Below are 19907 nucleotides of genomic sequence, written 5' to 3'. Positions count from 1 at the left end.
AAGATCCTTACCAGTTCCTGAAACGCTTGGGCGGCTGATATAAACCGCCGGACGCGCGTACTAGGTCTTTCATATTTTTTGCGGCCAGCAAATCACGCGTAGCCATGCGCTTGTCTATGCCCATGTCTTCTGCGCGTTTGATGATGCCACGGTCGCGCAGGTTTTCTACCATGCGTTTGTCACGCGCCAGCCCTACTGGCGTATAGCCAGCCACGCCACGTATGGCTTGTTCGCGTTCTTCTTCGCTGCGGCACAAGAGCAGGTTGGCGATGCCTTCTTCCGTCAGGATATGGGTCACGTCATCACCATAGATCATCACTGGTGGCATCGCCATATTCGCCTGTTCTGCCAGTTGCCAGGCATCGAGTTTTTCTACAAAGGCGGGTTGCATATGTTCACGGAAAGTCTCTACCATCTGCACCACCAGTTTTTGCCCGCGCGGTATCTGATTGCTGCCTGCGCGTGCTTCTCGGCCCGCCTTTAACCATGCCGGGCTGGCATGGCGACGGCCGCGTGCATCTGCCCCCATATTCGGTGCGCCACCAAAACCGGCGATACGGCCCAGGGTGGCTGTCGATGAATTACCCTGCAAATCAATTTGCAGGGTGGACCCTATGAACATGTCGCAGGCATAGTGCCCTGCAGCTTGTGATAACGCACGGTTGCTGCGCATGGAGCCATCGGCACCAACAAAAAAGATATCGGGGCGGGCGCGGATATAGTCTTCCATGCCCAGTTCAGAACCGAAGGAATGCACCGATTCGACAAAGCCTGCTTCGATTGCAGGTATGAGTGCCGGGTGCGGGTTCAATGCCCAGTGGCTGGCGATCTTGCCTTTCAGACCCAGCGATGCTGCATAGGTAGGCAAGAGCAATTCTATGGCGGCGGTATCAAAGCCTATGCCATGGTTGAGGCGCTTGACTTCATATTCGGCATAGATGCCCTTGATGGCCATCATCGCCATCAAGACCTGTATCTCGGATATCAAAGCCGGGTCACGGGTGAACAAGGGTTCTATGTAATGCGGTGTCGGTGCCTGCACCACAAAATCTACCCAGCCTGCGGGGATATCGACACGCGGCAAGACATCGACAATTTCATTGACCTGGGCAATCACAATACCGGATTTGAAAGCCGTGGCTTCAACTATCGTCGGCGTGTCTTCGGTATTGGGGCCAGTATATAAATTGCCTGCCCGGTCAGCAGACTGTGCAGCTACCAGGGCCACGCGTGGTGTCAGGTCAACAAAATAACGCGCATACAATTCCAGGTAGGTATGGATGGCACCGATATTCAATTTGCCCGCAGAAACCAGCTTGGCCAGCCTGGCTGCCTGCGGGCCGCTAAAAGAAAAATCCAGTTTGCTGGCGATGCCTTTATCAAATACATCCAGGTGTTCAGGCAAGGCCAGCACGGATTGCAACATGTGCAAATCATGCACACGCGCAGCATCCAGTCTGGTCAGTGCCTTGGCCAGAAAGTCTGCCTGCTTTTGATTATTCCCTTCCAGGCAAACCCGGTCGCCTGTTTCCAGTACCGCATGCAGGCAGTCGCCTATGCGCTGCAGTGGAAATAGTTTGCCCTGCAAATCATTGCCCAGCACTTCCGCAGCCCTTTGCAGGCGCTGCTGACGGTTCGCTTGCAGAGTATTCCAGCGCCCGGCTGCGGTCATTGTTTTCTCCATTTATCTGTCATTGCACACAAACATCCCCATGTATTGTGGTCATGGCTTGCGCTGGTTATCCGCCTTTTGTGTATCAAAGAAATAAGTCATGCGCTTGCGTGGGCTCAGGTACTCGTACACTTCGGGAGTCAGTTGGCCGGGCTTGAGGCTGGCGGTGATGTCGAGTATGGGTTCATGTATCAGGTCGAGGATAATGGCCTCGGATTTAGGTACACTGGGGTCATAAATCAATACGCTGGGGCGCAGGGGTTTGCCCGAATTGACCCCCACTACCATGCCCAGGGTGCCGTCACTGAGTTTGACGATAGTGCCAGGCGGATAGACGCCCATGCAGCGTATGAACAAGTTCAGGGCTGGTGCATCGAATTGCTTGCGCTGATGGGCAAACATATACGACATGGCTTCATAGGGGCTGAGTGAATCGGCAGGATTGGGGCGATTGCACAAATTGTCATAGGTATTGGTAATGGCGACTACGCGTGCCAGCGGCGAAATACGCTCCGCTTTCAGCTGTTGTGGGTAACCACTGCCATCTGCCATTTCGTGATGTTGGGCGATGATCTCAGTCACGCCCTTGGGCAAGTTCAATTTTTCTGCTATCTGCTGGCCATAGTGGCTATGCATCTGCATGAGATTTTGCTCAGCCTTGGTTAGTGCAAAGGTCTTGTTGACGATGCGATCAGGAATTTCTACCTTGCCTATGTCGTGGAACATACAGCCCATGCCCAGTTGCCTGATGTCTTCTGCTGGGAAAGATAATTCTTTTGCCAGCATCATGGTCAGTACAGCGACATTCAGCGAATGATAATAAGCTTCTTCCCCGACGATCTTGTCGTTCATGAGATGAATGGCGATGTCTTTATCGACCAGCAAGGAATCCAGCATTTGCTGCACCAGTTGCTCTGCTTCGCGCACAGATTCTTGCGGGCGCGAAAATAAATTCTTGGTAATATTCTTGAGCGTATTGGCAGCCTTGAGCAATTGCTTTTCACATTGGGCTATGGCATCACGTTCCTTGACCAGACGATCAATGCGCGCTTTTTTCTCTGCGATCAGGGCCAGTTCTTCGGGACTGTGCTGAATGACAGGTTCAGGTTCCACGGCGCCTGCAGTTTTTGGTTGCGGCGGCAATGGACGGTTATCGGATTTGGCCGGGCTGACCCTGATGGTTTTCAATCCCAATTGCCTTATGGCATTAATCTCTTCCTGGTTCTTGATCTTGAAACTATTGAGGGCAAAGGAATGTTCCAGCCAAGAAATATCCAGATGCACATATAAACCTATGCATAATTGTTCAACTGGAACATCAACGGTAATGGGGGCTGCGCACATGTAATCACTTTAAAGCGGAATTGAGCTCATTGTAGCAAATTGCTGATTTTGTCCATTTTCCAACAAAAGCCCTGGTCAATGTTGACAAGTTTGCGCGGGCTGCCTGAATATGACTGACACGCACATCTTGCTTTCGGCATAACAACAATACAACGACATTCCAGGATAAATCACATGACACGCCCACTTGCCAGTTACAAGTATTACGACTTTGTCATGGCAGCCTTCGTCACCGTCTTGTTGTGCTCTAACCTGATCGGGGCTGCCAAGGCTGCGCAGGTAACGCTGCCTTTGTTGGGGACAGTTACTTTTGGTGCTGGGGTGCTGTTTTTTCCTGTGTCTTATATTTTTGGCGATATCCTGACCGAAGTTTATGGCTATGGCCGTGACCGCCGCGTGATCTGGGCAGGCTTTGGTGCGGTGTTGTTTGCAGCGCTCATGTCCATCGTCGTACTTGCTCTGACACCGGCAGCCGACCCATTTAATACTGAATACCAGACGCACCTGAATGCGGTGTTTGGCAATACCCCGAGAATCATACTGGGTTCGGTCACTGCATTTTGGTGTGGCAGCTTTGTTAATAGCTATGTACTGGCCAAGATGAAAGTGGCGATGCAGGGCAAACGTCTGTGGATGCGCACCATAGGTTCAACCATTTGCGGTGAATTTGTTGATTCCAGCCTGTTTTATGTGATTGCTTTTTATGGAGTCTGGTCAGACAGCCAGTTAATCACCGTCATGGTCGCTCAATATATTTTGAAGACCAGTTGGGAAATCGTGATGACACCAGTTACCTATAAAGTAGTAGCTTTTCTGAAACGCAAAGAGAACGAAGACTACTATGACAAAGATACTAATTTTACACCTTTTCAGCTAAGGGTCTGAATAGTCACAAACATTTCACATGAGAAATTTAATTGTGTATTTAGTAAAAGCCGGCAAGATTGCCAGCTAAAGTTTCAGGCAATCTGGTCGTTCTAAGTGCGAACAGCCTTATTTCCAGCACTTATGCCATGTTTCCCTTAAAAGTATTCCGCATCTTTGAGCAAGCCGCCGAAACGCCGCATGCTACCAGCCAGTATCGCCGCCCTGCCGCTCATGCTCAAGCACAGGATGGCAAGTCCGTCAGCGAAGAACTGACCTGGCCAGAAGTTGAACGCCGTCAATCAGACAAGCGGCACAGTGCTGACCGCCGCGAAAAACAGCAAGCCATTTTGCTCAATACCCGTAAATTGCAAGGCAGGCGCAAAGACCCGGGACGTCGATTAAGCGACAAACTGGCGTCACCAAACTCGCGCATCCATTTTTCGATCGAGGGTTAGCCCCGCACTTTTTCAGTTGCCTGCTCTTGCACCCAGCTTGCGCATCATGGTTTCCATCAAGCACCATTTGGTAAAACCACTCTGTAACAGGTTACCCCCCACAAACGCAGTAAAGGCCAGCCACCACTGATTAAGAAACAGCGGGCTGCCTGGGATCCCCAGCGCCAGACTTAACAGGATAAAGCAACCTGCAACGATTCGTACGATTTGCCAGCTAGTCATGATGAAACTCCTTGTTGAAAATCAGGGTGGCTTTTATATGCGCTGTAATACAGCAGTGGTATCACCACCAGGGTAAGCACGGTGGAGACAAAAATACCGAAGATCAGCGAGATCGCCAGTCCATTGAAAATGGGGTCATCGAGAATGAAGAAGGCACCCAGCATGGCAGCAAAACCGGTCAAGGCAATCGGCTGTGCGCGTGTGATAGCCGAGCTGACTATCGCATCCTTGAACACCATGCCCGCAGCTACCTGCACATGGATAAAGTCCACCAGCAAGATCGAGTTCCTGACGATGATACCTGCCAGTGCGATCATGCCTATCATGCTGGTGGCAGTATATTGCGCGCCTAACAAGGCATGGCCAGGCATGACACCGATGATGGTCAGAGGTATCGGTGCCATGATGATCAAGGGTGTCAGGTAAGAACCAAATTGCGCCACCACCAGCAGATAAATCAGAATCAGGCCCACGCCATAGGCAGCACCCATGTCGCGGAAAGTTTCATAGGTAATCTTCCATTCGCCATCCCATTTCAGGCTGAAACCGCGATACGGATCAGACGGTGTATGAATGAAAAATTCATTCAGCTTGCCGCCATCAGGTGCGATGATTTTTGCAATCTCACTACGCATGGCGAACATGCCGTAGAGCGGGCTGTCTATCGCACCCGCCATGTCAGCAACGACATAATTGACTGCCAGACCATCCTTGTGAAACACAGGTTGTTCGCGCAGTGTGTCAGAGATGTTGACCAGCTCACGCACAGGCACCAGTCGGCCCTGGGCTGACCTGACACTCAGGCTCAGCAAGCTATCCAGATTGCCTTGTTCAGTTACCGGCAATTGCAATTGTATGGCCGTCGCAAATTTGCTTTCATCATGCAGATAGCTAGCCGTGTCGCCATGCAAACCGGCACGTAGCGTCGTCACTATGGTGGACTGGCTGACGCCCAGTGCTGCTGCCTTGCGCTGGTCTATCAGCAAGACTTTGCGAGGAGCATTGACTATACTGCTGTCATCAATATCCACCACACCCGCAGCCTTGTTGAACACCGCACGAACGGCTTTGGCGACTTGCTGCCTGCCATCATCGGTTGGCCCATAAATTTCAGCCACGATGGCTGCCATCACTGGCGGGCCGGGCGGCACTTCCACCACTTTGACATTGGCAGCATAGCGCTTGCCGATTTCCTGCAAGGCTGGCCGCAAGCGGCTGGCGATGGCATGGCTTTGTTCGCTGCGATGCTGCTTGTCCACCAGATTGACTTGCAGGTCACCGACATCACCACCAGAACGCAAATAATACTGACGTACCAGGCCATTGAAATTGATAGGTGCGGCCGTGCCTGCATATGCCTGGTAATCCGCCACTTCCGGCACCCTGGATAGATAGGCACCCAGCTCGCGCAATACTGCCGCGGTTTTCTCCACCGGAGTACCAGCAGGCATATCGACGACCACCTGGAATTCTGACTTGTTATCAAACGGCAGCATCTTCAATTGCACCCAACCCAGCACAGGTAAAAGTACCGACATGGCGATCAGCGCAAATATCGCCAGTGTCAGCTTCCAGCCATTCTTGCGGCCCTTGCGATCATCAAGGAAGGGACGAAAAATCCTGGTAAATATACTGCCCAGTTTTTTCTGCAATTTGCTCTCATGCACACCACCACCATGCTTCATCCAGATGCGCGCCAGCCAGGGCGTGACGATGAAGGCAATTGCCAGCGACAACAGCATACCCATGCTGGCATTGATGGGAATGGGGCTCATATACGGCCCCATGAGGCCACTGACAAAGGCCATGGGCAACAGGGCCGCGATCACGGTCAATGTCGCCAGGATAGTGGGGCCACCGACTTCATCGACCGCAGCGGGTATGATTTCTGCCAGTGATTTATGCGGGAAGAGTGCCTGATGCCGGTGTATGTTTTCGACGACGACGATGGCATCATCGACCAGGATACCGATGGAAAAAATCAGGGCGAATAGCGATACCCGGTTCAGGGTAAAGCCCCAGGCCCAGGATGCAAACAGGGTTACGGTCAAGGTCAGTATCACGGCCGTACCGACGATCGCTGCTTCGCGCCGCCCCAGTGCAATGAAGACGAGTGCCACTACGGATGCGGTGGCAAACAATAATTTCTGTATAAGTTTCTTTGCCTTATCGTCGGCAGTCTGGCCATAGTTGCGTGTCATGCTGACTTCAACGCCCTCGGGTATCAAGGTATTGCGCAACTCAGCTACACGCTGTTGGATGGCATCCGCAACAGCGACTGCATTTTGTCCTGGCTGCTTACTGATGGCGATGGTGACGGCTGGATATTCAGCGGCATCCTTACCTGTCTGACCATGCCAGACGTAACTGCTGGCTGGTAATGCCCCATCGACTACTTTGGCAACATCACTCATGAAAATGGGCTTGCCTGCCTTGACACCAACCACCACTTCAGACACAGCACCTGCATCCTGCAAAAATGGCCCGGCATCAATGGCGATGCTGCGATTGGCACGGGTCAACTCACCAACTGGCAAACCCAGATTGACGGCTTGCAGACTGTTTTGCAAATCGGTGACGGTCAAGCCATTCGCCGCGAGCTTTGCAGGATCAAGTTCAATATTGATAGCGCGTCCTGGGCCACCTGTGGTACTGATTTCGCGCGTACCTTTTACCCGTTTAAGTTCGGCTTCCATGCTGTGGGCCACGCGTTCGAGATCATAGGCTGCGGTCTGCGGATTCTTGCTCCACAATGCCAGCGCGACTATCGGTACGTCATCAATGCCTTTGGGTTTGACGATGGCTTCCAGTGTGCCCAGCTTGGCGGGCAGCCAGTCACGATTGCTGTGAACAACATCATACAAACGCACCAGTGCTTCCGTGCGTGGCACGCCAACTTCAAATTGCACCGTCATGATGGCAATGCCTGGCCGCGACACCGACATCACGTGCTCGACATTGGCGATTTGCCCCAAGACTTGCTCAGCCGGTATCGCGACTTGCTGTTCTACCTGTTTGACTGAGGCACCGGGAAAAGGAATCAATACATTCGCCATCGTCACATTGATTTGTGGCTCTTCTTCGCGTGGTGTAACGATGACGGCAAACACGCCAAGTAAAAATGCCACCAGGGCCAGCAAGGGCGTTATTTGTGCCGTTTGAAAATATTGTGCGATGCGGCCAGAGTATCCCAATTGTGTAGACATAAGATATCCTTAGCGCGATTGCGCAGCGGAGAGCGGATTGACAAGCACTTTTTCACCTGCCGAGACTCCAGCCAGCACTTCCTGCTCACTGCCAGAGACAGGACCTGGCTTGATCTGTCTGAGCATGGGCTTGCCCTGAGGGTTGACGACATACACGGCGTACAATTCCGCTCGGCGGATCACTGCTTTGGCAGGTACATACAAGCGCACATTGTCATCTTTACCCAAAGCTTTCGCCGGGAATTGCAAACGTGCGAACATACCAGGTGCCAGTCCGCTAACTGACGGCAAAGCCAGGCGTAATTGCACAGTATGCGTACTGGCATCCGTCACTGGCAGGACGATGAATTTATCTACCTTGATGAGGCGCTGCGCCGTTGGCAAAGCTGGTATCTCTACGGTAATTGCCTGATCATGCGCAAGTCTGGCAAGCTGGGCTTCTGGCAACGTTGTCGTCACACGCAAGGCACTGGGGTCGAACACTACCATCAATGCTTTTCCTGGCGTCACCATATCCCCCTGACTGACATAAACGTCCGCGATACGGCCTGAGTAAGGTGCAGTGAGGTTATAAAAACCTGATTGTGTTTGCACGGCGCCAGCCTGGGCAATGAGAGAATTGGCATCTGCTGTTGCAGATTTGAACTGTGCTTCTGCCCGATCAAGTTGCGCCTGGCTGATGTACTGGCGAGAAAACAGTTGCTTCTGCCTTTCATAATCCTTGCTTGCCACTTGCAGGCTGGCGCGTGCTGCCTCAACCTGTGCCTGGCTTGCGCGAGCCTGCTGGTTGGCGGCGCGGCCATCCAGGCGCGTCAGTACTTGTCCAGCCTGTATGTTATCCCCAGCTTTGGCTGGCAAATCGGTAATGGCACCCGAGACCTGAGCCGCGATCACTGTTTGCCGGACTGCTTCAACTACACCATCAGTTGTAATACTGCTGGAAGCAAGACTGGACCTGACCTCAGCTACCTCAAGACCGGCAGCCGCAACTTGCGATGCGAACAACACAGCAAACAAAGCAAACATTTGCCTCATTATCAATTTAATTGATGGTGCGCAGGGTCTGGAAGTCATGTACTTAGCCTCGATTAAGAAATGGCACTTCAGAGAAAATCGTTTGCATGAGCCACGAACATATAATATTCTTATTTGCGCAATTACGCAAATAGTAAATTAAGCGTGCGAAATATTCTCTACTCAGGGTATGATAGAAATATTCCCAATACTCACTTGCATTCCTATGGATGGATTGTCTGATCAGGCGCTGATACAGGTCGCCCATTATTTTTCAGCACTGGCTGAACCTACCCGCTTGCGTATCCTGAACTGCCTGCGCGAAAAAGAACATAATGTCGGTGAACTGGCTGAACGTTGCGCCTGCTCGCAAGCCAATGTCTCGCGCCATCTGTCTACCCTGGCCAAACACGGCCTTGTGGCACGCGAAGGGCGAGGCACTTCGGTTTATTACCATATCGCTGATGAGTCGATTTACGCCCTGTGCGACCTGGTATGTGGCAACGTGGCACGCCAGTTTGAATCACAAGCGGCCTTATTGAATGGCAAGCACAGCGCTTAGAACTCATTTCATAAATAGGATGAGTGCGAACAAGGCGATTTGGGATGCAGTGCAAGGCGCGCCCCGCTGCTAAGGCTGTTGCCTTAGCGAGGGGCACAACGCTGCAATGCGCCCAAATCGCCAGTTCCCGAAGGGTTTGCCTCGTAACGTGCGCTGGACTGCGTTGGACTCGTTATCAATAGCACCGCTATTGACTGCCTCGTCCGCCTTGCCAGCCCACGTTACGAGGCAAACGCATCTCACCCTACTTATGAAATGAGTTCTAATTAAAAGAACGGTATACCAGGCTGGCTGCAACACACGCCAGCAAAACAATAAAGATCATCTGTACTTTTTGAGGTGGCAGGCGCAAGGCGATGCGCCTGGCCAGCAACATGCCTGCTATCGTGGTGGCCACAAACATGGCTGACAGCATCACTGGCAAATGCACGCCACTCAGCAATGCTGATCCAACTCCCATGGAACCAACGATGCTAACAACCAGCAGCGAAGTAGCGACCGCTACATGCATACTGGCATTGGTGTAATGCCTGAGCATGGGGACGATGACAAAACCGCCGCCCACACCCAGCAAGCCCGTCATGAAGCCAGACATCGCACCTATACCGGCGATGACTGCCCCGGTTTTAAAAGTCCAGTCAAAACGGCCTGTGCTGCTATTGATACGTGCCATGGCAGCACGCTTGTCATCATCACAGTCAGGTGAGCGCAGTTGCATGATCAGGCGCACCGCCACCACAGCCAGGATGGCCGCAAACACCAGCATCAGCCATTGCTGCGACATGCGCTGGGCAACTTGCACGCCCAGCAGGGTCGGCAGGCTACCCGCCACCGCCATCAGGATGGCAGCGCGGTAACGTACCAGCTTGCGTACCAGGCCTTCAATCGCGCCTATCATGGCGGCACTGCTGACGGCCAGCAAAGCGATGGGCATGGCTTGTTGCATGCTGATGCCTTGCGTATACAGCAGAGCAGGTACAGCCAGTATGCCGCCACCAGCCCCAGTCAGGCCCATCACCAGACCAACCATGGCACCAATGAGCGCCACCAGGAATTCTGCCGCTGATATGAACATGTCAGTATGGATAAAGAAAGATGCGCTAGTGTATTCCTTGATAGCATACGCGTCGAGACAGATTAGGCAAGTTAATACCACTCAAGCATGACAAATGTCAAAATGTGCAACAATTTTGCTATTATTCTGTAGAGCGCCTACTCGAGTCCATCATGAAACCTACAGTACAAAGTTACTTCGATACGCAAACCTGCACGGCTACCCATATCGTGTTTGATGCACCTGGAGGGCATGCGGCCGTGATCGATCCCGTACTGAATTATGAGCCAAAGTCAGGGCGAACAACGACCAGGTCTGCCGATCAGGTGCTGGAATTTCTTGCTGCCAATAGCTTGACATTGCAATGGCTACTGGAAACCCATGCGCATGCTGATCATCTCTCCGCTGCCAGGTATCTGCAAGAAAAAGCTGGCGGCCAAATCGCCATCGGTGAAAAAATCACTGAAGTACAAAAGGTGTTCAAAAGCCTGTTCAACCTGGACGCAGAGTTCCCAGTCGATGGCAGGCAGTTTGATGTCTTGTTTGTTGCAGATGCAACATTTTTCATCGGTGAGTTGCCAGCTCTGGCCTTGTATGTGCCTGGCCATACCCCGGCTGATATGGCATATGTGATCGGGGACTGCATCTTTGTCGGTGATACCCTGTTCATGCCTGATGTAGGCTCGGCACGCTGCGACTTTCCAGGTGGTGATGCCAGCCAGTTATATGGCTCGATACAAAAGCTCTTGTCCTTTCCGCCTGAGACCAGGCTATTTCTTTGCCACGACTACCCACCTGCCGGGCGTGAGGCTTGCACACACACCACGGTCGCCAGGCAAAAAGCAGAGAACATCCATGTGCGCGATGGTGTCAGCGAAGCCGACTTTGTTGCATTGCGCCAGAAGCGCGACAGCGGGCTGGAAATGCCCTATCTGCTGATACCCGCCATACAAGTCAATATCCGTGCAGGAGCCTTACCCGAACAAGAGGACAATGGCATACGCTATCTGAAGATACCATTGAACGCACTTTAACCCTGAGCAGGCCACGATCATGAGCAATAAAATCAAGCGTATAGCCATCAGCACCGGCGGCGGCGATGCGCCGGGTTTGAATGCTGTTATACGTTCAGTAGTATTGGCAGCCGAATTACGTGGCTGGGAATGCTATGGCATACGCGAAGGTTTCAATGGTATCTTGCTGCCTGAACGTTATCCTCACAATGGCGTGGTGCGCCTGACGGTAGACCAGGTACGCGGCATAGGGCATCTGGGCGGCACCATACTGGGTACCACCAATCATGGTAATCCGCTGCGCTTTGCCACCACCATGCCGGATGGCAGCATGCAGGAAACAGACCGCAGTGCTGACATCCACCGACACCTGAAGCAAATGGATATTGACGCCCTGGTCTGCATAGGTGGCGACGGCACGCTGACCATCGCCAATGCACTGCATCTGCAAGGCTTGCGTGTGGTGGGTGTGCCCAAGACGATAGACAATGATCTGGACAAAACCTTTACCACCTTTGGTTTTGATACTGCGGTCTCTTTCGCTACCGAATGTGTGGATCGCCTGCACAGCACGGCTGAAAGCCACCAGCGCATCATGGTGGTGGAGGTCATGGGACGTTATGCTGGCTGGATCGCCCTGCACTCTGGCATAGCGGCAAATGCGCATGCGATAGTCATACCTGAGATACCGTATGAGCTGGAGAAAATTGCGTCGATGATACGCAATCGTGATGCCAATGGCCGTCATTATTCCATCGTGCTAGCAGCCGAGGGGGCTCTGCCTGTTGGTGGCCAGCATCTGGTACAGGCAACGGCTGGCAGTGGCTATGTAGAAAGGCTGGGCGGCGTGGGAGAGCAATTGGCCCATGACCTGCAACTACTGACTGGCAAGGAGGCACGTGCTGTCGTGCTGGGCCATTTATTGCGTGGCGGCAGTCCAACTGCATTTGACCGTTTATCTGCCATGCGCTTTGGCGCGGCTGCCGTGCGTGCGCTGGATGAAGGGCATTCCGGCATCATGGTAGCGCTGGCTTTTCCGAATGTGAATTATGTAGCCCTGGAAGAAGTGGCAGGCCGCATGAAAGCCGTGCCTATGGATAGCGATACGCTACAAACTGGCAGGGATATAGGCATTTGCTTTGGAGACTGATGTTGCGAGAAACAAGTCAGTTGACGTACAGGCTATTCCTGACAAAATCTGCGAACTGGCCGGCTGGCAAAGGACGTGAGTAGTAATACCCCTGCACTTCATCACAATGATGTTCCCGCAAAAATTCTAGTTGCTCAGCCGTTTCCACGCCTTCGGCGATGGTCATCAGGCCCAGACTCTTGGCCATGCTGATGACGGCACTGACTATCGCGCGGTCTTCAGGGTCACTGTTAATATCTCGCACAAAACTCTGGTCTATCTTCAGCTTGTAGACCTTGAATTGCTTGAGATAACTGAGTGAAGAATAACCTGTACCAAAATCATCGATGGACATGCGTATGCCACGTTCGTGCAGGTTATTCATGACGGCAATCGCGCCTTGCGGATCATGCATGGCCACACCCTCAGTCAATTCCAGTTCCAGGCAGGCGGGCGGCATATCAGCTTCCTGCAGTATGCGGGTCACCAGCGCAGGCAAATCATAGTGGCGGAATTGCACCGCCGACAGGTTCACTGCAATCAGCAAATTCTGCAAGCCATCTTTCTGCCACTGCTTCCATTGCGCCACTGCGGTGCGCAAGACCCATTCACCTATGGGCAAGATCAAACCACTGTCTTCTGCCACCGGAATAAACTCGGCGGGCGATACATTCCCAAGCACCGGATGCTGCCAGCGCAACAGCGCTTCTGCGCCGAGCACGGCCCCGGTCTGCATGGCAATCTGTGGCTGGAAATGCAGCTGAAATTGCTGCTTCTCCAAAGCCTGGCGCAAGGCATTCACCAACTCCAGATGACGGGTTGAACGCTCCTGCATTTCCTGGGTGAAGAAGCGATAAGAATTTCTGCCCTCTCGCTTGGCCCGGTACATGGCTGCATCGGCATTGCGCGACAAGGTTTCCAGATCTTTGCCATCATTCGGATAAATCGCAATACCCATGGATGCAGTGACATTCAAATCATATTCACCCAGATGAAAAGGGGCATTCACCACTTGCATGAGTTTTTGCACGACTTGTTCAACTGTGTGTTGATCCACCCCTGTCAAAAGCAAAATGAATTCGTCACCACCCAGGCGCGAAATCGTATCGTTCTCGCGTATGGCGGCAACCATGCGCCTTGACAATTCCACCAGCAAGACATCTCCCAGGCTATGGCCCAGGGTGTCATTGATGTCCTTGAAGTGGTCAAGATCAAAAAAAATCACAGCCAGCGCATCCTGATTGCGTTCTGCCAGGCTCAGTGCATAGCGGGCCAGTTCATCAAGCAAAGTACGGTTGGGCAAACCTGTCAATGCATCATAATGTGCCAGATACTTGATGCGTTCTTCGGTGCGTTTTTTATCGCTGATATCTTCCTGTATCGACAGAAAATGTGTCACCACGCCCTGCGCATTCCTGATAGGTGAGATATGCGCCAGGTCAGTATGCTCCAGGCCGTCAGCATAGCGATTGATCAATTCGCCTTTCCAGCTTTCACCCCGGCCCAGTTGCGCCCACATATCCGCATACACCTGTGGGGAAGTTTTACCGGTTCGCATAATGCTAGGCCGATGGCCCAGCACTTCGGCCAGTTGTTTGCCTGCATTTTTCAGGTAAGCTTCGTTCGCGTATTCTATCTTTATCTCCGTATCTGTGATGACGATGGCATTTGAGCTTTGCTCTACCGCTTGCGAAAGCTTGTGCAGATTCTCTTCAGATTGTTTGCGCTCCATGCCTATGGCGATCAGGTTAGCGGCCATTTCCAGCAAGTTCAGAGAAAACAGGTCTGGCACTGAGGGCTGGTGGTGGTAAATGGCAAATGCACCGATGACTTTTCGCTCAGCAGAACGGATAGGTTCGGACCAGCATGAACGCAAACCTGCCTGCTCTGCCAGCCGCCAGTAATCATGCCAGTAAGCATGGGTGGACAGATCAGTGGCAATGGTCCGCTCGCCGGTAAACAAGGTATTACCACAAGATCCTACGCCCTCACCGATCACCACACCTTCTATCGCCATGGAAAAAGCTTCAGGCAAACTGGGGGCAGCGCCAGTGCGCAAATGCCTGCCATCCCTGTCGAGCATCATGATGGAGCACAGGCAGTCCGGCAATAGCGACTCGACCTTGAGAACGACATCAAGGAACAATTCTTTTTGAGTGATGCTGGCGGTAATCCGCTCCAGCATAAAGCTGCGCAATTCCTCCATTTGCAAGGCGTGCAGGCGCGCATCTTCAAGTTCGAAACGATTCAGGACATGGCTGACATCAATGGAAAATTCCGTCAACAAATCCTGCGCTGCTTCGTCAAATGCGTTTTCATGCCCGGCATATAAATTGAAGGTTCCAACCACCTTGCCATTCTTCAGCAAGGGCAAGGCGGCAGAAGCGCGCCAGCCTTGCGCTGCACCGCGCTCATGCCAGGGCGCAGTACGCGCATCATGTAAAAAATCCTGACACCAGTAAGGCTGATTATTCAAATATGCATGAGCACTAGGACCACGTGCGGTGACATCAGCCGGATTCACCGAGATATACAAGCCATCGAGGTAACTGGAACCAGCTCCAAATGAAGCGACAGGCTGAAGCACTTGTGTTCCCTCCGCTACCAGGCCTATCCAGGCCATTTTCAAACCACCTATGGTGACTGCATCTTCACAGATTCGTGGCAGCAAATCGTCCTTGTTTTCCAATCGTAATATCGATTGATTGCACTGACTCAGGGCATTGTAAAGCTTGCTTAGACGTTCGCTTTTTTTGGCGGCCTGATGACGCTGATCTTCGATATCGGCCAGCTTGGCCTGAGTGACGGCCAGCCAGCCCATGATGCTTTCGTCCATGCCAGGTTTGACCCTGACAGGGCTAGCGAAGTTGCCCTTGCCGAGATTGATCAGGGTAGAGGATACTTCCCGTATGCTGCCCCCCAGGCTCATATTCAGGGAGCGGTAAGCGCGCCACAGCAAGCCCACCAGCAAGATGCCAAGCAAAATAAAGAGTACTCGTACCCGCATGGCAAACTGGGCAGCCTGTTCTACCAGCGCGATTCCGCGTTTTTCCATCAAGTCACGCGCTTCCGCAATGGGGCGTAAGATCGCCAGTTTGGCTGTGCGATATTGCTCGTCATACAGCAAGTGACTTGCCTGCTCCCTGGCAGCCTTCACGTCCAGGCCAGGCTTTTCTATCAGGGCAATGGCCTGGTACTCTATCGCAGTAAGCGCGTCTGAATTCTTCTTTGCCCGCTCCAGGAGGTCTAATTCCTCCTGGCTAATGCCGGTTTTACGAATGAGGTCCATCAGTGGGATATGCAATCCGGCATGCACAACCGTTTCTGAAGATCTGGGCAGACTGGCTGGCACCAGGTCCCAGAACAAATTTTTGCCCAAGGCAGCTCGTGCCGCCTTGCCATTACGTACATCAAGAATTTGCTGGTAATAGGATTTATAGACTGGATCTGCGGTGACCACATAAGCGCGTACCATACGCGTCAGGTCATCTGAGCTTTCTTGTAACTCCATGGAGAGGGCATGGGATTCAAAGCGCAACTCATTGCGGCGGTCCACTTGTTTTTCTGAATACACATACCAGCCAAAAACCAGCGTAAACACAGCAAACACCACTAGCGTCAGCCAGAAGCTACGTGCATAGATGGATAAGCTGTTCTGCGAAGTCATTGCATCCGTGCTTTCAAGAACCGGGCAACTACAGTCAGCACACGGCGTGCTGACTTGAGAACTATTCTAAAACAAGTTTCCCCTGATACAAGCGATTACTTGTCATGGTTTGTTGCTTACTACTCGGATTTGGGATGTATCCTGACCAGAATGATACGTGGGCCATTCATTTTCTTGACGACAGCATCAAAGCGGTCAAATTCAACCTTTTGCCCCTCTACCGGCAAATCGCCCAATTTATGCATGATCAGGCCGCCTATCGACTCTACCTCATCGCTATCGACATCAAAACCCAGCGCGCTGCCAAGGGTGAACAAGGGCAGGCTACCCTTACCTATCAAGGTGCCATCATCGAGCAGAGTCCAGTCATTTTCATTTTGACGGAATTCATCGCGTATCTGGCCAACCAGGGCGCTTAGCAGATTATCCAGCGTCAGAAAGCCAACAGGTTTGCTGCCACGGTTACCGACAATGGCGAAATGCGGTGCACCTTTACGGAAGCGACGGAATAATTCCAATGCGGGCATGGTCGGTGGCACAAACTCAACCTGGCGCAAATGCTTGCTCAAGTCATCCAGCGGCTTGCCTGCCTGATTTGCCAGGAACAAGTCTTTCAGATGCAACATGCCGAGCACGGTTTCTTCATCCTCATCAAAATAGGGATAACGGCTGAAACGGTTGCGCGCTGCGGTTTGCATGTTTTCTTCAATACTGGAACCCTTGTACATGGCTACAACTTCGTTGATGGGACGCATCAGGTCAGAAATCTCCAGACCACCAAAGTCCAGCACCTGGGCCATGATGCTCCATTCATCGCGGGTCTCTTTTTCACCAGTATGGCTGCCGCGCAAGATAAGCTTGAGTTCTTCTGGAGAATAATGGGCATCGCCACCATGGCCAGCACTCAGGCCTATCCATTTCAAGAGCTTGTTGGAACTCCAGTTCAACGACCAGATGGCAGGATACATGGCCCAGTAAAACGCATACAGGGCGGGTGCCGTCCATAACGAGACGCGCTCGGGCATGCGTATCGCCATCGATTTGGGGGCCAGTTCACCCACCACGATATGCAGGAAGGAAATAACAAAGAAAGCAAAAAAGAAAGAAATGCCGTGTATCAACTCTTCAGAGTCGATACCAACCAGAGAAAATAGCGGATGCAGCAAACGGGCAAAGGCAGGCTCACCTATCCAGCCCAGGCCCAGCGATGCCAGGGTGATACCTAGCTGGCAGGCGGATAAATAGGTATCCAGGTGTTGATGCACCGTGAATAAGAGGCGGCCTCGCAAACCTGAGGTCTTCGCCATACTGCGCACCCTGGTCTGTCGCAACTTCACCAGACCGAATTCTGCCGCCACGAAAAAGCCATTCAACAAGACCAGTAACAGGGCAGCCAGCACCAACAATAAATTATCCAACGCTTAACCTTTTTTATGAACGCCCCGACACTTTAGACTAAATTGCCTCTTTTTGCATGCAAATGCAATGGCTTAGGCCAGTGTTCCCCTTGAAAAAACGCTCGCCTGCAACATTTACATCCAGATATATGTGTGTAAGCCGCATGACAAAACCCGTGAATTGCGTTAAAAGCTTATGTTCATCGCATTTTGAGGAGGAAGGCTTGAGCTTAGACAGTGTTTTAGCGGAAATTGAGATCCGCCTTGGCGAATATCCTGCACTCAATGATATCCAGCACCTGCGAGACCTGATTGCAGAAATACGCCCACACCGCCCGCACGACATCACCAGGGCCACCGACAATTTACGCGCCCTGTGCTTCGTACTGCAAAGTAATCCGGTATGGCGCAAGTCGCTACGCTGTTATCTGGTACAGGTTTTGACCACGCGCAAACTGGTGCATTTATTTACCGATGTGGGTATCACCCAGAATATTGGTTTCTGGTCGGCGGCGAGACAGAGATTTTTGAATAAATTTTTGCCGCCTCTGATGAATGATGACTACATCAAGGATGTGTTTGGCCAGCTGTTTGATAAAAAAACTGACCATATCTGGATAAATGGCGTGACAGACCTGACCTGGATGGATTTGCTCAAGGCCATAGGCTTTCGTTCACCGGCCCCACGCACCACCTATGCAGCGCTGACCTGTGAAATCCTGAGTGCGGTACAGGTGCTGTCTTACCGGATCACCAATATCGGCCTGGAAGCTGAACTGGTGCGCAATTATCCTGATATAGAAAAATTCGAGTCGCCCTTCTTGCGCCAGAATGATGCTATCAATGACTATGTCATTTGCTATAGCAAATGGCTGGCAGACAAACACCAGGAACGTGAAGATAGCAAACATATCGAAGTCCTGCTGACCCAGTGCGAAGACATTACCAACCGCATACGCAAGACCGCAGCCCTGCAGGGTGTGTCCATCAGCCTGACCCGTTTGCTGTTGCAACTGATACAAAGCATAGCGCGGCTGCGCCAGTTGCTCGACATGCTCGACAGTCGCAGCACTGAACATGCCGCTGCCATCGGCACCACGCTATTCAAGGAATTGTCTATTGCAGAAAACCAGCGCCATAGCCTGCGCAATCTGATGCAAAGCAATACTGAACTTTTGTCCCTGCAAGTGACAGAAAGAGCCGGAAAAAGTGGCGAGCACTATGTGACCAATAACCGTGCAGAATGGCTGGATATGTTGCGCTCAGCCCTGGGGGCTGGCTTCATCGTCGGCTTCATGGCGCTCATCAAAATCTTGTTTGGCACTCTGGCGCTGGCACCGTTTGGTTATGCGTTGCTATACAGCCTGAACTATTCAGGCGGCTTCATGCTGGTGCATGTACTGCACTTCACCATTGCCACCAAACAACCTGCCATGACTGCAGCCTTGCTGGCGCGTGCGATTGACGGTGGTAAACAAAAACTCGATGAACTGGCAGAGCTCATCGTACGGGTGCTGCGCTCACAATTCATCGCCATCGTCGGCAATATAGGGCTAGCCATCCCTACGGCTTATGCCATTGCCTGGGCCTGGGTTTCTGTCACAGGCAAGCATCTGGTCTCGCCAGAAAAAGCCCAGCACTTGCTGCACGACATAGATCCCTTTGGCAGTCTGGCCTTGCCGCATGCAGCCATTGCCGGTGTCTGCCTGTTCTTGTCGGGCCTGATTTCTGGCTACTACGATAACAAGGCCAGTTATTCCAATATCCCTGAGCGCCTGCGCCAGCTAGGCTGGTTGAAAAGCCTGCTGGGAGAGCCGCGTCTCTTGCGCGTCACTACTTACATAGGCGACAACCTGGGTGCACTGGCAGGTAATTTCTTCTTTGGCATCATGCTGGGCAGCATAGGCCAGTTGGGCAGTTTCTTTGGCTTGCCCATTGATATACGCCACATCACTTTTTCCAGCGCAAACTTTGCCTTTGCCCTGGTTGGCCTTGATCACAATATGAGCTGGCAACTGGCTGCGTATTCCCTGTTTGGCATCATGGCCATAGGCATGGTGAACCTGGGTGTCAGTTTCAGTCTGGCCATGCTGGTGGCCTTGCGTTCACGCCGCATCAGCTTTGGCCAGGGTGGATTACTGACTGTCCTGTTGTGGACACGTTTCAAGGAAAATCCACGCGACTATTTTCTGCCCGGAAATGAAGAGAAAATAGAGGAAAAAAAAGACGCGAACTGATTTTTTGTCATTACCATGCGCCAGTCAACCGAAAGGCTGGCGCAACGTTATTGCCAGATGAACTTACC

General features: G+C 52.2%; 14 protein-coding genes. 6 read left to right on the top strand and 8 right to left on the bottom strand.

The window, feature by feature from the left end:
* Nucleotides 1-7: 7 nt before the first annotated feature.
* Nucleotides 8-1672 carry a malonate decarboxylase subunit alpha gene (gene mdcA, locus Q8K39_RS00200; protein ID WP_305257809.1) on the bottom strand — a complete coding sequence of 555 codons (1665 nt, stop codon included), beginning with the start codon at nt 1670-1672 and terminating at the stop codon, nt 8-10.
* Nucleotides 1673-1723: 51 nt separating this feature from the next.
* The gene (locus tag Q8K39_RS00195) at nt 1724-3016 is read right to left on the bottom strand and encodes an HD-GYP domain-containing protein (RefSeq protein ID WP_305257808.1); all 1293 of its coding nucleotides are present in this window, start codon (nt 3014-3016) and stop codon (nt 1724-1726) included.
* 174 nt (nt 3017-3190) lie between these two features.
* On the opposite strand from Q8K39_RS00195, the gene Q8K39_RS00190 reads away from it, so the two are divergent.
* Nucleotides 3191-3901 (top strand): queuosine precursor transporter, encoded by a 711-nt coding sequence (locus Q8K39_RS00190; RefSeq protein ID WP_186956702.1) that lies wholly within the window; start codon nt 3191-3193, stop codon nt 3899-3901.
* A gap of 128 nt (nt 3902-4029) precedes the next feature.
* Nucleotides 4030-4338: a hypothetical protein gene (locus tag Q8K39_RS00185; RefSeq protein ID WP_305257807.1), complete on the top strand. Its 309-nt coding sequence runs from the start codon at nt 4030-4032 to the stop codon at nt 4336-4338.
* A gap of 12 nt (nt 4339-4350) precedes the next feature.
* On the opposite strand, the gene Q8K39_RS00180 is transcribed toward Q8K39_RS00185, so the two are convergent.
* Genes Q8K39_RS00180 through Q8K39_RS00170 form a run of 3 tightly spaced genes read right to left on the bottom strand, consistent with a single transcriptional unit; the run spans nt 4351 to nt 8792 of the window.
* Nucleotides 4351-4560: a DUF2892 domain-containing protein gene (locus Q8K39_RS00180; protein WP_305257806.1), complete on the bottom strand. Its 210-nt coding sequence runs from the start codon at nt 4558-4560 to the stop codon at nt 4351-4353.
* Nucleotides 4557-7766 carry an efflux RND transporter permease subunit gene (locus Q8K39_RS00175; RefSeq protein ID WP_305257805.1) on the bottom strand — a complete coding sequence of 1070 codons (3210 nt, stop codon included), beginning with the start codon at nt 7764-7766 and terminating at the stop codon, nt 4557-4559. Before Q8K39_RS00175 ends, Q8K39_RS00180 begins: the two co-directional genes overlap by 4 nt.
* A gap of 9 nt (nt 7767-7775) precedes the next feature.
* Complete coding sequence (locus Q8K39_RS00170; protein WP_305257804.1) at nt 7776-8792, bottom strand: efflux RND transporter periplasmic adaptor subunit; 1017 nt, start codon at nt 8790-8792, stop codon at nt 7776-7778.
* A 214-nt stretch (nt 8793-9006) separates the two neighbouring features.
* On the opposite strand from Q8K39_RS00170, the gene Q8K39_RS00165 reads away from it, so the two are divergent.
* Nucleotides 9007-9342: a helix-turn-helix transcriptional regulator gene (locus Q8K39_RS00165; protein WP_186956712.1), complete on the top strand. Its 336-nt coding sequence runs from the start codon at nt 9007-9009 to the stop codon at nt 9340-9342.
* A 262-nt stretch (nt 9343-9604) separates the two neighbouring features.
* On the opposite strand, the gene Q8K39_RS00160 is transcribed toward Q8K39_RS00165, so the two are convergent.
* The gene (locus Q8K39_RS00160) at nt 9605-10417 is read right to left on the bottom strand and encodes a sulfite exporter TauE/SafE family protein (RefSeq protein WP_305257803.1); all 813 of its coding nucleotides are present in this window, start codon (nt 10415-10417) and stop codon (nt 9605-9607) included.
* A 152-nt stretch (nt 10418-10569) separates the two neighbouring features.
* Here Q8K39_RS00160 and Q8K39_RS00155 point away from each other — a divergent pair, with 152 nt between their 5' ends.
* Together Q8K39_RS00155 and Q8K39_RS00150 are read left to right on the top strand one after the other, a co-directional pair.
* The gene (locus tag Q8K39_RS00155; RefSeq protein ID WP_305257802.1) at nt 10570-11430 is read left to right on the top strand and encodes an MBL fold metallo-hydrolase; all 861 of its coding nucleotides are present in this window, start codon (nt 10570-10572) and stop codon (nt 11428-11430) included.
* A 19-nt stretch (nt 11431-11449) separates the two neighbouring features.
* Nucleotides 11450-12559 (top strand): 6-phosphofructokinase, encoded by a 1110-nt coding sequence (locus Q8K39_RS00150; RefSeq protein WP_305257801.1) that lies wholly within the window; start codon nt 11450-11452, stop codon nt 12557-12559.
* Between the two features lie 16 nt (nt 12560-12575).
* Here the strand turns inward: Q8K39_RS00150 and Q8K39_RS00145 are convergent, their stop codons facing one another.
* Entirely contained in the window at nt 12576-16205 is a 3630-nt protein-coding gene (locus tag Q8K39_RS00145; RefSeq protein ID WP_305257800.1) for an EAL domain-containing protein, read from the bottom strand.
* A 119-nt stretch (nt 16206-16324) separates the two neighbouring features.
* A complete protein-coding gene (locus tag Q8K39_RS00140; RefSeq protein WP_186956722.1) occupies nt 16325-17623 on the bottom strand; it encodes a hemolysin family protein in 1299 nt (432 codons plus the stop codon).
* Nucleotides 17624-17826: 203 nt separating this feature from the next.
* Here Q8K39_RS00140 and Q8K39_RS00135 point away from each other — a divergent pair, with 203 nt between their 5' ends.
* Complete coding sequence (locus Q8K39_RS00135; RefSeq protein WP_305257799.1) at nt 17827-19839, top strand: site-specific recombinase; 2013 nt, start codon at nt 17827-17829, stop codon at nt 19837-19839.
* Nucleotides 19840-19907 lie beyond the last annotated feature (68 nt).

Source organism: Undibacterium sp. (genome assembly GCF_030683615.1).
GTDB lineage: Bacteria > Pseudomonadota > Gammaproteobacteria > Burkholderiales > Burkholderiaceae_D > Undibacterium > Undibacterium umbellatum.
The sequence above is the reverse complement of the archived record's forward strand: the minus strand, read 5'-3'. Positions and strand labels throughout refer to the sequence as shown.